Source organism: Chitinophagaceae bacterium (assembly GCA_016717285.1).
GTDB lineage: Bacteria > Bacteroidota > Bacteroidia > Chitinophagales > UBA10324 > JACCZZ01.
Map to the genome: position 1 here is coordinate 1,780,009 of JADKFU010000005.1, position 13,223 is coordinate 1,793,231.

A 13,223-nucleotide genomic window follows, 5' to 3' on the forward strand; every position below is an offset into this window, starting at 1 on the left:
ATCCACACAGTATCTTAAGCAGTACTAAAAAGGTAACAAAGGAAGTTATGAAATGTTTGTTTTTATCATGCATGCGATCAGGTCCAATGCATTAAAAGTTGTCCAACATTGCGCATCTTTCGGAATGAGTCATCATCACACATTATACTTTATCGGTAATCATGATTAAATCACTTTAATAAAATAGTTTTCCTCCTTGTTTTTTCTTTCTAATTTTGAAATGCTTTTTTAACCTAAACAAACATACCCCATGAAAAAAACTTTTCTCTTCTTAATGGTATTTGCTTTTAGTATTCATTCTTACGCTCTTACTTCCATCACTACAAAAAAAGTGCTTGATGGTCCTTTTTGCGGCGGTGCTGCTTTAACCGTCGGCTATGATATAGATGCATCGGCCATCACCGGGAATGTATTTACCGCTCAGTTGAGTGACAAGGACGGAAATTTTGCATCCCCGACAACAATAGGTTCTGTTACAAAAAAAAATAGCGGAAACATTTCCTGCACGCTACCTGCGGGATTGGTAACCAGTAAAAAGTACAAAATCAGGGTTATCTCAAGCACTCCTGCTGTTATAGGGTCGCCTTGCGCTAACAATGTATCGATCAATCCCAAACCGAATGAATTATCGGCCAGTGGCATCACAGCTTGTGAGATTACGCTTAATTGGGCAAGCGTGTCAACCGCCGCTTCCTATAAGGTACAATACAGAGTTGCCGGTACCACCGATTGGTCTTCAAGTATTGATGCGGCATTAGCAAACAGTTACACTTTTAGCGGGCTGGCTTCATCAACCACTTACGACCTTCAGGTTCGTGCAATTTGTGAAAATGGTGAAAAGAGCGATTGGTCAAAGGTTACTAAAACCACCAGCGCCTGTCCTATACCAACAAGTTTCATTGTTACAGATATTGGATTAACAACTTCTTCTCTGAATTGGAATGATGCGCTATGTTCAACAGGCTATTTGTTCCAGTATCGCGCTTTTGGTGAACCCGACTGGATTCCACTTACAACTTCTACCAGCAATATAAATTTGACTGGTCTTTCTGCCGCTACCTTGTATGAAGCCCAGGTGGCCAATGATTGTGGAATCACTAATTCTGCCTACACCGCTTCCATTATCTGGGAAACACAATATTTCAAAGTGGCAGGTAGTGCTGAGATGGAAGCATCTTTCAAAGTATTTCCAAATCCTTCCACCGGAACATTTGTTGTTAGATATAGCAACCAGACTGCAAATGCACCGGTTGAAATTAATGTTCAAAACATGTACGGCCAGGTTGTCTTCAGTGCTGAAAGGCAATCAACTGAAGGTGTTAATGAAGAGAAAATTGAACTTAGGAATGCTACGGCAGGACTTTATTTCGTGAGTATCAGATCAGAAGGTAAGGAATTCAAAACTTCATTGATGATTAAATAAATATCAAAAAACTTCAGAAAAAAATCCCGGCAAGTCCGGGATTTTTTTTTGGAGCTATGTGTAAAAACCCACATTCAACCGGAATTTTTAAATGAAATATCTCGCTACGACTTATTGATTCCCTATTTGCAACCTGAAAACCCGGATGAATAAAACGATCATCATTTGAGTGATAATTAGTTACTGCTAAACCTTGATGTATTTGGGTGAAACTGCTGCCATGAATGCCAGAATTCCTGGTAAGCCGGAAGTATCGAAAGTTTACTTCCACTTAATGGTCCTGCAACACATTCGCCTTTGTAGTTCCAGGTTGAATTTGTGTTCGAATCATAAAATACGTTTCCTGAATCACTTTTGACAAAGTTCAGTGTATTTTCATTCACAATTCTGCTCCACACATGAAAAGTCATCAGGTCTTCTTCTATCACCAAAAGAAGTGGCACTTCATTTAAAGTATCATTCAGAAGTAGTTCTTGTTTCAACTGCATCCAGTCATAAGCACGCGACTTGGTTGCAATGTTGATTCCAATCACCCACGATTTTGGCTCCCACGAGTTATGCGATGTTCCTTCGAGACTACCGTTGATAGTTCCATAATCAAACCCTTCGAGTGAAGCATATTCTTTCTTGAAATCCGGATCAGGCTGCATAATTCTTGTTTGTGGAAACCTGTTGATCCATGCCTTAAGTGTCATTTGCTGCGAGGGGAGTTCTGTAAGGAATTTACCTTTTTGCATTCCTGCTACAGCCTCTCCGTTTTCCTGCCTCCACCAGCTCTTCGTTTCCGCATCTTCCAGCATTGCATTGAAATGGTCCATGCCCACAAGCCGGAAGTCCTGGAATTTTCCATCAATTATCGGACTATAAACACGACCGGTTCTGCAAACAGAGCAATAAGTAATCAATACAGGAGTGCCACCAACTGTATCGTACACTTTATGATGATAGGCGATTATCTGGATCGGATAGCAACTGGCTGCTCCATTTATTTCACACCCTGTCACTAATTGATTTTCGTTTACAGCATTATCAGTTACATTAGCAAAAATCCTATGATGAGGAGTCAGAAACATTTTATCTGCCTGCATCACCTGTGTTGTTAAATAGAAAACAATTCCTGCGAATCCGGCTAATAATACAACCATAATTTTTTGCCACCATTTCCCACTTAATATAAATCTGTATAAAGGAATAGCAATAATTATTACTCCGGTTATTCTGAATAAAAGAATATAACGATGCAAAAAATAAGCAATGCTTACGGTATCTGAGTTTTGGCTTCCCGGAAATGGCATAATAAAATATATACGAAGCAATTCAGGTATCACCAATAGCAACCATCCTGATAAGAATACTAAAACTGATTTCATCATTTTTTTTCAGGCTGCGAAACTAATCAATCAGCGATTAGCAGGAGGTTGGAGGAAAACATTTCCAAATAGTAAAAGCTGATTATAGAAACACCGGATTTGATCTTTCTTATAAAGTTTAGTAGGTAAGTTTTCGCAATTTATCAGTTTCATATTGAAGCATAAATACTGATTTATTTTCATAATAAAGGAAAGACTGATCGCTGTTTGATAACACAGGTTGCAAAGAAAACCGTTCGGCCAATTCAGTAGTTTCCGATTGTTTGAACGCAGTTTCAAAATCAATTCCCTGCTTTATCAGAATGTTGCCGAAATACAAGAGTTGATCATAACCTTTCACGGCATAATCAGTGGGATTCACCTTGAATTTCTCAACATAGGCATTCTTAAACTTTTCAGCAGCTGCGCCTGACTTATCAATCCAAAAATTTTGAGTAATGTGAGTAGATACATTTACAAATTGCTCCCTTGGTATCAAATCAAAGTTTACCCAAGTAGGCATTCCGTAAACTTCCATCAGAAATGCGTCCGTAAGGCCGTTCAGTTGCCTTAAGACAAAGCGAACAAAAATCTCATCATTGGAAGGCACTATAATAATATTGCGTCCGGAGTCAGACAAAGCATCTTTTACCTGATTGAATTTGATTTTGCTACTGTCTGTGAGCTCAACAAATTGAATCGCATGATTATTTGGGCTTTGGTCCGAAGATTGGTATTCTTTAAAATAGTTTACCAATTCGAGATCGGCAGGGCGTTTTTTGTAAATAAGATAAACTTTGCTGTTGTAATTCTTGCGGCTAATATAATCGTAAATCTTCTCGCAATGAGACCTGAGGGTTGCATTTGCAAGCACGTAATTGGGGTTGGGTGAATGTCCATTCACCATTACAGAAAAGGGAGACACCAGCCAAATCTTATGAGATAACGAAAAATCGCAGGCAATCTTAAGATTGCTATTACCAACAGGACCGATAATCAAATCTGCAGAAATAAGATCAGGAGCCATCAGATTTTTTTTAAGTTGAATGGTATCCAATCCCACATCATGCACCAATAGTTTTACATTTAATCCAAGTTGTTGCAGCGAATCCAACGCCATTAATGCCCCCTGGTAATATTCCGCTGCAAGTTGACTTTCTTCGGGAAAGTTGTAACCACCAGGCTCATCAAGATTGCTGATATATGCCTTAGAACTCCCGAATGGCAACAGCATGGCAATTGTATACGAGGTCTTTTTATATGGTTTCTTATCAGGAATTGTGACGGGTACCTCTTTGGTCGCTTGTTTAGAAATTCCTTCTTTATTCTGAGGAAGAGGAATATTTTCTTTTGAACCTGTTCCTGTTTTCGTAGTCGTGCAAGAGCTAAGCCAACAGCAAAAGGCAAGCGCCAGGATTTTACTCCCACTCAATGGTTGAAGGCGGTTTTGAACTGATGTCATACACTACACGATTGATTCCTTTAATGCTGTTAATAATCTCGTTGGAAACCGAAGAAAGAAAATCATAGGGAAGGTGACACCAGTCTGCCGTCATTCCGTCCGTTGATTCAACTGCTCTCAGGCAAACCACATTTTCATATGTCCGTTCATCACCCATCACTCCAACTGACTGCACCGGCAGCAAGATAACACCCGCCTGCCACACTTTATTATAGAGGCCCATTTTTTTGAGCGCGGTAATAAAAACTTCATCGGCCTCCTGCAGTAACTTGATCTTTTCAGGTGTGATCGCACCGAGGATTCTAATTGAAAGGCCAGGGCCGGGAAAAGGATGCCTGTTCAAAATTTCGGGAGGGATTTTTAATTCTGCACCAACATGCCGCACTTCATCTTTAAAAAGCAAACGAAGTGGTTCAATAATTTTCAGGTGCATTTTTTCCGGAAGGCCGCCAACGTTGTGATGGCTCTTAATAGTTTGAGAAGGTCCGTGCACTGATATGGATTCAATTACATCCGGATAGATTGTGCCTTGAGCGAGCCATTGAATATGATCAAGCTTGTGTGATTCTTCTTCAAATACCCTGATAAATTGTTCGCCGATAATTTTTCTTTTTGTTTCAGGGTCGGTCACGTCTTTTAATGCGTTCAAAAACCGCTCACTTGCATCAACACCGTCAATAGTAAGTCCCATTTGCTCGTACGTTTTAAGCACTTGCTCAAACTCATTCTTCCGAAGCAATCCGTTATTTACAAAAAAGCAAAACAGGTTTTTGCCAATAGCTTGATGGAGCAATCCCGCAGCCACGGTAGAATCAACACCACCCGATAATGCCAGCATCACATGATCATCGCCCACTTTTTTTCGGATCTCATCAATGGTGCTTGTGATAAAAGATTCCGGTGTCCAGTCTTGATGGCAACCACAAATAGCAACGCAAAAATTATGGAGTAGTTTTTTGCCTTCGGTGGAGTGAATCACTTCAGGATGAAACTGAAGGCAATATACAGGTTGATCAAAAACGTCTTTTGAACTTTTGTAGGCAGCGATATCGATACTTCCTGAATTCGCGATAAGTTCAAAGCCGGCGGGAAGTTTCGAAATGGTATCAGCATGGGACATCCATACTTGTGAATCCTGCTGCACATCTTTTAAAAAAGCATCGTCCTGTGAGAGAAGGTGTACCATCGCCCTTCCGTATTCACGTTTTTGCGCCCGCATCACCGTTCCACCCAATTTTTTTGCGATCAGCTGTGCACCATAACAAACAGCCAGTACAGGATATTTGCCTAGCAACCCATCAAGAACAATATCAGCAAAGTTTGCATCATGCACTGAAAACGGGCTGCCTGAGAGAATGATACCTTTCACCTCCTGATCAGGAGCAGGAAAGTTATGAAACGGATATATCTCGCAATAAATATTTAACTCTCTCACCCGCCGTGCAATCAGTTGGGTGTACTGTGAACCAAAATCTATAATGAGGATTCTTTCCATGGAATGCAAAGGTATTGGAAAGAGGGGAGGGTTCAAAAGAGCTGATATGTAATGTATCCACAATAATTATTACAAATCCATACGAAGTGAATGCGCAGTATTAATTTTTTTGCTATTTTTTCGAAGTTCTTTTATCACTGACTATGTTCACTATCATACAGCAATTGTTTAGGCTTCACTTAATGTTACTTTTATTAATGTTCAGTATTAATGTAAGTGGGCAATCTCCTGTCTATAAAAACTATACAGTCAATGATGGATTACCCAGTCAGGTTGTTTATTGCGCATTGCAGGATCAACAAGGATACATGTGGTTTGGAACAGACGCAGGAGTTAGCCGCTTTGACGGGAAACATTTTGAAAATTTTACAAGTAGGGATGGGTTGTCGGATAATGAGGTTCTGAAAATTTATCAAGGCTCAGATGGCAGAATATGGCTCCTTATGCTTAATGGCACTCTGAGTTATTTCAAAAACGGACAGATTTATAGTTCGTTCAATACTGAAAATTTAAAGAATGCTCAAACAAAGTTAGAGCTTATGTCATTTCTTGAAGATACTGAGCATAATCTATGGTTTGGCTCCTCTGGGAAGGAAATGATACTAATCACACCCAAAAATAATGTTCAAGTATTAAACCTTGATACGTTGGAAAGATTCACTTCAAATAGACTCGTATATCCTATTCAAAATGCAAATGAAGTAATGGCTATTGTAGGATCTTGTTTATATCAAATTAAAGATTTACGTTTTTCATTAATTGATACTGCATGTTATGTTGCCAAAAATTTACCATTTGTAGTAACTGAAAAGTTGGATTCTCAAAGTGTGGCAACTAGCTTTAAAGATGGAATTCGCGAAATTAAAAATGGGAAAAGCACCTTAATACTCGGCAAAGAAATGATTCCAGATTATGAGGCGATACAAAGGATGTACATCGATAAAAACAAGGGCCTTTGGTTGCTTACATCCAATTTAAACACTATGTATTTTGAAAGGACAACCAAAGGATATAAATACAAAACATCCTTTTTAAAAGGGACATATATGGGTGCGGTAATGATGGACAATGAAGGAAATAAATGGTTCTGTACTGTCGGGAAAGGTATTTTTAAATTGTCAAATGATGCAGATCAAATTAAATTATTTGAAGGAAACTCAGTTATTGATAAAACCGAAATATGGAGCGTAAATGTTGATAGCAATGATAATTTGTGGTTTGGGACGGGAGCAAGAAATCTATATTGTATTATCAAAGACTCAATAAAGCTGGAGATAGATCTTGGAAATGAAAAGTATAGGATGGGTAGAATAACAAGAATTGTGTTTGATAAACTTAATAACGCTTGGTGCTCAGTAAGTAATGGATTAGTTTGTGTTCACCGTGATTCGTCCAATGCATTTTCAATTGAAGAAGTCACTACTATATCAAATTTAAGGAATTTCAATGCTAAATACGTTGGCTTCGATAGAAACAATGAGATTTTCTTTACCTCATTTAGAGGAGTTCAAAAGGTTTTTAAACGTAATGGCAAGTATGTTTTTAGCAATTTTATACCAACAAGTCTTGATCTGTCTGGCCGTGTGTTTTGCCTATATTTTGATAATGATAATTTTCTTTGGTACGAAAAGTTCAATGTCCTGAACTCTTACAATGGTAATTTGGTGAAAAAGTATTCAAACCTTGCCAGTGAGTTTAAATCCCAAATCTCTTGCATTCAGGGTTTCAGCGATTCTACTCTTATTATAGCCACTTACGGTAACGGAGTACATTTCTTCAAAAACGGAAAAATCATCAACCACGTTACTATGGCTGATGGTCTTGCGGGTGATTTATGCCGCAAAGTTTTTGTTGATTCATCTGTAATTTATGTAGCAACAAACCAAGGTTTCAGTTATTTTAGTTACGTAAACAATCGCATATCAGATATAAATACGTTCACAACTTCTGATGGAATTGTTTCAAATGACATTAAGGACATTTGTGTTAAAGGTGAAAAAATCTATCTTGCTACTTCAGCAGGATTATGCGTTGTCAACAAGCGGATTTCTCAGTTATCCTCCTCCCGGCCTCCGGTATATGTTCAATCAATTACAACAAGAAATAGTAGTATAACAGATTTCCGGCAGCTAAAATTTCTATATAATACTGATTTCAACGTTAACTATATTGCTATTACTTTTGAGCAGCCTGATAAAATTAGCTATGAGTATAAGATTACCGGTAGTGATAAGAACTGGACAGAGACAAAAAATAATTCGATTTCATTTTCATCTTTGTCACCAGGTGATTATACTTTTTTGCTCAAAGCAAAAAAATACAACTCAGAGTGGAGTAAACCTACCGTAATTCAATTTAGCATTATTCCTCCCATTTGGCAACAATGGTGGTTTAGAACATTTCTAGTCAGCCTGCTCATAGGATTTGGCTATTCCCTATTGAAATATTTTACAGAAAGAAATTACAGGTTGCAACTTCGTATTTTAAAGGAAGAACAAACGCTGGCAGATGAAAGAAGCAGAATATCTGCTGATATGCATGATGACTTAGGTGCGGATCTTAGTAACCTGTTACTCATGACACGTATGAAAACCAATGACGCGAATTCTGAAACACCTGATTATGGGGATCTTAATAATTTAGAAGATTTCGCAACAGGGCTAATTGGAAAGGTAGATGAAATCATTTGGGCTTTAAACCCCAAAAATGATACTTTGAAAGGTTTGATCGACTTTATGTATGGTTACACTAAAAAGGTATCACACTTGAGTGGCATCCTTGCCGAAATTACATTTCCAGATGAAATTCCAGATCATCATATTTCAGCAGTTTTCAGAAGAAACCTCTTTCTTGTACTTAAAGAGACATTGAATAATATTGTTCGACATTCAAATGCAAATTGTATTTCTATTATAGCGCAATTCAAAGACAACGATCTTGAGTTAATAATCGAAGACAATGGCAACGGATTCAACCTTAATAACTACCAAAGTGAAGGTGATGGTCTTCTCAACATGCATAAGCGCATTCAGGAAATCGGTGGCACTTTTAGCCTTGAATCGAAAATTGGCAATGGAACTGTCGTCAACATTAAAGTACCCTGTTTTTAGCATCAAGCACTTGACCATGATTATGTTAGTTATTGCTTCCTGTTTTTACTATTAATGAAACTAAAAAATATCCAATGTCTACTAATATTGTCCTGATTGAAGACCATAAAGACTTTCGGGAAAGCTTATCCTTCTTATTAAACTCTAATAAACAGTTTATTTGTAAAGCGTATGGAAGGGCTGAGGATGCGATGTTAAATCTTGTTAACGATATGCCTCAAGTTGTGATCATGGACATTAACTTACCAGGAATTTCAGGTATTGACTGCACACAAAGGATTAAACAAAAATATCCAACTATACAGATTTTGATGTGTACTGTAAATGAAGATGAAGAGAAAATATTTCAGGCGCTCAAAGCAGGCGCCAGTGGTTATTTGCTCAAACGATCTGCAATTGATGAAATCTTCGCTTCGATTAATGACATCTTAACTGGTGGCTCGCCAATGACACCGGTTATTGCTCGTAAAGTAGTCGCTTCATTCTTTCCCAAGCCAATAGATACAGAAGCATGTCAGTTGTTATCAGATCGTGAAAACGAAATTCTTGATTTACTTGCAAAAGGCGATAAAATCAAGGAAATTGCGGACAAGACATATTTGACCATAAGCACTGTACGAACTCATATCCGGAACATCTACTTAAAACTACAGGTTAATTCACGTGTAGAAGCACTAAATAAAGCCAGGAAAAATATTTACAGGAATTAATTCCTGTGGCTAATCCTATTTTTCAAAATCAGCCTTTTTAGGTATTGACAACCGTTTGTTTCAAACGATCTTTGATCCGGATAATGAATTACCTGAACTTCATTTATATAACAATCTGTTGACCTTATAAACAGACTATTCAACGTTCCGGCAAAGGTGATTGGTTATCATATTATATATAGTAAAACTGCAGGAAGGATGTTTCAAGAGAGTGAGACAGAATTCCTGCAGTTTATATTTTAAATACCCTTTTTGCTTGCAATAAAACAAGTGATTCAGGCTTAAAAATTCACCTCGACTTCCATTGCTGAAACAAAGCTTGTCTTTCCGGATTCTCTACCGTGCTGTCATACATACGTGCAAAACTCCTTTGCCGGTAGCATTCATAAAGGGTAACAGCACAAGCCACCGATATATTTAAGCTCTGAATCATTCCTGTCTGCGGAATCTGGAAGTTTCCATCAGAGAGCACTGCGGCTTCTTGGGAAACTCCATCCTTTTCATTTCCAAAAACAAGTGCAAGTGATTGTGTGAAATCCATTGCATACAAGTTCTCTGCATCCTGACTAAGTCTCGTTGAATAAATCTTCGCGTATTTTTTTCGCAATATTTCAAAACAGCTGGTCACCTCTTTAAAATGATGAATCGTCAGCCATTTGCTCGCACTGGCAGATGATTTTTTTCCAAGCTTTGATTCTTTTTTGTCTTTGGGTGAAATGATATAAACTTCCTGAATGCCCACTGCGTCACATGAGCGAAGCACTGCCGATACATTGTGAGGATCCCACACATTTTCGAGTACTACCGTAATGTCGAACTGCCGTTTTTGCAGTACCACGCTGAGTCGTTTTTCTCTTTCTGCTGTCATGATCGATAAAGATAGAAATCAGTACGTAATACTTTTTTTAAATCAGTACGCAAATTCATACTAAGCTTTATCAGGAAATTACAAAAAATCACATATTCTGATCGTGAAATCCACATTAATGGGCAGTTTTCCACACACTGGGTTTTCGCTTCTTTTTGACGTTTAAACTTACCTTATTATGTGTAACTTCGCGAGCGATTTCAAGGAGACTTTCAAGGTTCCTTGAAAGTGAAATTAACCATTGAAAATTAACAAGTTAGCATGGCAAACGGAGAGAAAATAATACAGGTAAATATTGAAGAAGAAATGAAAACAGCCTACATCGATTATTCGATGTCGGTTATCGTATCCAGAGCAATTCCGGATGCCAGGGATGGATTAAAACCTGTGCACCGGCGCATTCTGTATGCAATGAATGAACTGGGACTTGCTTCCAACAGACCTTATAAAAAATCGGCGCGATTGGTAGGAGAGGTGTTAGGGAAATATCACCCTCACGGCGATGCATCTGTTTATGATGCGATTGTCCGGATGGCACAATGGTGGTCAATGCGTTATCCGCTGGTAGATGGCCAGGGTAACTTTGGATCATTGGATAATGATCCACCTGCTGCCATGAGGTATACTGAAGTGCGCTTGGAGAAAATGGCAGAAGACATGATGACGGATATCGACAAAGACACCGTTGATTTTCAGTTCAATTTTGATGATACCTTGAAAGAACCTACCGTGATGCCAAGCCGGATTCCAAATCTGCTGGTAAATGGGTCTTCAGGTATAGCAGTTGGGATGGCCACCAACATCTTACCGCACAATATTTCAGAAGTCATTGATGGCATCAATGCTTATATTGATAATAAAGATATTACGGTTGAGGAATTAATCAAACATGTAAAGGCTCCAGACTTCCCAACTGGAGGTACTATTTACGGATATGATGGTGTGAAACAAGGATTACTGACAGGCAGAGGCAAAGTGGTCGTGAGAGCTAAAACAATTTTTGAAACGCTTAAGAACGGTAAAGAACGGATTATCGTAACCGAATTTCCTTACCAGGTTAACAAGGCTCAGGTGCACCTGAAGATTCATGAACTGGTAGTGGAAAAGCAGATTGATGGCATTTCTGAATGTCGGGATGAATCCGATCGTGATGGCATAAGGCTCGTGGTTGAACTTAAAAGAGACGCCATTCCAAATGTGGTTTTGAATCAACTATACAATTTCACTCAACTTCAGAATTCATATAGCGTAAATAATATTGCTTTGGTTGGTGGAAGACCTAAGCAAATGAATCTGAAAGACATGATCAGTGTCTTCGTTGATTTCAGACATGAAGTGGTTGTAAGGCGGACAAAGTATGAATTGGCCGAAGCCGAAAAGAGGGCACATATTCTCGAAGGTCTGCTGATAGCACTGGATCACCTTGATGCGGTAATTGCACTTATTCGTGCCTCCAAAACGCCCGATGAAGCTCAGACCGGATTGATGGCCGAGTTTAAGCTCACAGAAATTCAGTCCAAAGCGATTCTCGAAATGCGCTTGCAGCGATTGACCGGGCTGGAACGCGATAAAATCCGCGATGAATACAAAGAGCTGATGAAAACAATTGATTACTACAAAGACGTGCTTGCTGATGAAAAACTTCGGATGGATATTATACGCGATGAGATGATGGAAATGAAGAAGAAATACGGTGATGAGCGGCGTTCTGAAATTGTTTACTCAGCGGAAGACATGAATATCGAGGACCTGATTGCTGACGAAGAAATGGTAATCACCATCAGTCACCTTGGTTATATGAAACGCACCACATTATCAAGTTACAAACGCCAATACAGAGGCGGAAAAGGCTCGATGGGAAGTGGTTCAAGAGAAGAAGATTTTATCGAGCATCTTTTTATTGCTTCCAACCATAATTACATACTTTTCTTTACTGAAAAGGGAAGGTGTTATTGGATGAAGGTATATGAGGTTCCTGAAGGAAACAAAACAGTAAAAGGAAGGGCTATTCAAAATCTGATCAACCTTCCGCCTGACGATAAGATCAGGGCAGTTATCAATGTAAAGAAGATGGACAATGAAGAATTTCTAAAATCCAATTACCTGATTTTTTGTACTAAAAAAGGGATTATCAAGAAAACGACACTGGAAGAATTCAGCCGGCCGCGATCTTCTGGCATTAACGCCATCACTATTCGTGAAGGAGATGAATTGCTTGAAGTGAAGATGACTGATGGTAAGAAGGAAGTTTTGATGGCAGTGAAGTCCGGAAAGGCGATCCGTTTTAATGAAGAGAAGGTACGCCCAATGGGAAGAACTGCTGCCGGAGTAAAAGGCATTGACTGTTCTGCAAAAGATGAAGTAGTGGGCATGATCTGTGTTGATAAGAGTGATGATTCGCAAACCATCCTGGTAGTTTCGGAGAAGGGTTACGGAAAACGAACTGATATTGATGAATACCGCATTACCAACAGAGGCGCCAAAGGTGTTAAGACATTGAACATTACGCCAAAAACAGGTACATTAGTTACGATTAAGAATGTAACCAATCTGGATGACCTGATGATTATCAATAAAACTGGTGTTACCATCAGAATGTCAGTTTCAGACATTAAGGTAATTGGCAGGGCAACTCAGGGAGTGAGATTGATAAAGCTTACCAGCAACGATGAAATAGCAAGTGTGGCAAAGATTGAGATGGATGCTGATAAAGGTATTGATAATGAAGATGATGATGAAAATAAGCCTAATGAAAAACAAGGGGATATGTTCAGCCCCAATTAATTAACCAAACTAATCAATAAAC

Annotated in this window: 8 protein-coding genes; 4 read left to right on the top strand and 4 right to left on the bottom strand. The window is 38.7% G+C overall.

Features of this window, described 5'->3' with window-relative positions; all coding sequences use genetic code 11:
- Nucleotides 1–250 precede the first annotated feature (250 nt).
- Nucleotides 251–1,423: a fibronectin type III domain-containing protein gene (locus IPO83_17000; GenBank protein MBK9732952.1), complete on the top strand. Its 1,173-nt coding sequence runs from the start codon at nucleotides 251–253 to the stop codon at nucleotides 1,421–1,423.
- A 176-nt stretch (nucleotides 1,424–1,599) separates the two neighbouring features.
- On the opposite strand, the gene IPO83_17005 is transcribed toward IPO83_17000, so the two are convergent.
- The 3 genes from IPO83_17005 to guaA form a co-directional block, all read right to left on the bottom strand.
- Nucleotides 1,600–2,796 carry a DUF3179 domain-containing protein gene (locus IPO83_17005; GenBank protein ID MBK9732953.1) on the bottom strand — a complete coding sequence of 399 codons (1,197 nt, stop codon included), beginning with the start codon at nucleotides 2,794–2,796 and terminating at the stop codon, nucleotides 1,600–1,602.
- Between the two features lie 115 nt (nucleotides 2,797–2,911).
- Complete coding sequence (locus IPO83_17010; GenBank protein ID MBK9732954.1) at nucleotides 2,912–4,234, bottom strand: amino acid ABC transporter substrate-binding protein; 1,323 nt, start codon at nucleotides 4,232–4,234, stop codon at nucleotides 2,912–2,914.
- Nucleotides 4,191–5,729, bottom strand: a complete 1,539-nt coding sequence (gene guaA / locus IPO83_17015; protein MBK9732955.1) for a glutamine-hydrolyzing GMP synthase — start codon at nucleotides 5,727–5,729, stop codon at nucleotides 4,191–4,193. Before guaA ends, IPO83_17010 begins: the two co-directional genes overlap by 44 nt.
- A gap of 143 nt (nucleotides 5,730–5,872) precedes the next feature.
- Here guaA and IPO83_17020 point away from each other — a divergent pair, with 143 nt between their 5' ends.
- Together IPO83_17020 and IPO83_17025 are read left to right on the top strand one after the other, a co-directional pair.
- The gene (locus tag IPO83_17020) at nucleotides 5,873–8,839 is read left to right on the top strand and encodes a hypothetical protein (protein ID MBK9732956.1); all 2,967 of its coding nucleotides are present in this window, start codon (nucleotides 5,873–5,875) and stop codon (nucleotides 8,837–8,839) included.
- Nucleotides 8,840–8,913: 74 nt separating this feature from the next.
- Complete coding sequence (locus IPO83_17025; protein ID MBK9732957.1) at nucleotides 8,914–9,549, top strand: response regulator transcription factor; 636 nt, start codon at nucleotides 8,914–8,916, stop codon at nucleotides 9,547–9,549.
- 289 nt (nucleotides 9,550–9,838) lie between these two features.
- On the opposite strand, the gene IPO83_17030 is transcribed toward IPO83_17025, so the two are convergent.
- On the bottom strand, nucleotides 9,839–10,417 hold the full coding sequence (locus IPO83_17030; protein MBK9732958.1) for an RNA methyltransferase: 579 nt from the start codon (nucleotides 10,415–10,417) through the stop codon (nucleotides 9,839–9,841).
- Nucleotides 10,418–10,678: 261 nt separating this feature from the next.
- Here IPO83_17030 and gyrA point away from each other — a divergent pair, with 261 nt between their 5' ends.
- Nucleotides 10,679–13,201 (top strand): DNA gyrase subunit A, encoded by a 2,523-nt coding sequence (gene gyrA / locus IPO83_17035; GenBank protein MBK9732959.1) that lies wholly within the window; start codon nucleotides 10,679–10,681, stop codon nucleotides 13,199–13,201.
- The last annotated feature ends 22 nt before the right edge of the window (nucleotides 13,202–13,223 follow it).

Coding starts and splice junctions, on each gene's coding strand:
- IPO83_17000 (MBK9732952.1), top strand. CDS start 251: ATGAAAAAAACTTTTCTCTTCTTAATGGTATTTGCTTTTAGTATTCAT.
- IPO83_17005 (MBK9732953.1), bottom strand. CDS start 2,796: ATGATGAAATCAGTTTTAGTATTCTTATCAGGATGGTTGCTATTGGTG.
- IPO83_17010 (MBK9732954.1), bottom strand. CDS start 4,234: ATGACATCAGTTCAAAACCGCCTTCAACCATTGAGTGGGAGTAAAATC.
- guaA (MBK9732955.1), bottom strand. CDS start 5,729: ATGGAAAGAATCCTCATTATAGATTTTGGTTCACAGTACACCCAACTG.
- IPO83_17020 (MBK9732956.1), top strand. CDS start 5,873: ATGTTCACTATCATACAGCAATTGTTTAGGCTTCACTTAATGTTACTT.
- IPO83_17025 (MBK9732957.1), top strand. CDS start 8,914: ATGTCTACTAATATTGTCCTGATTGAAGACCATAAAGACTTTCGGGAA.
- IPO83_17030 (MBK9732958.1), bottom strand. CDS start 10,417: ATGACAGCAGAAAGAGAAAAACGACTCAGCGTGGTACTGCAAAAACGG.
- gyrA (MBK9732959.1), top strand. CDS start 10,679: ATGGCAAACGGAGAGAAAATAATACAGGTAAATATTGAAGAAGAAATG.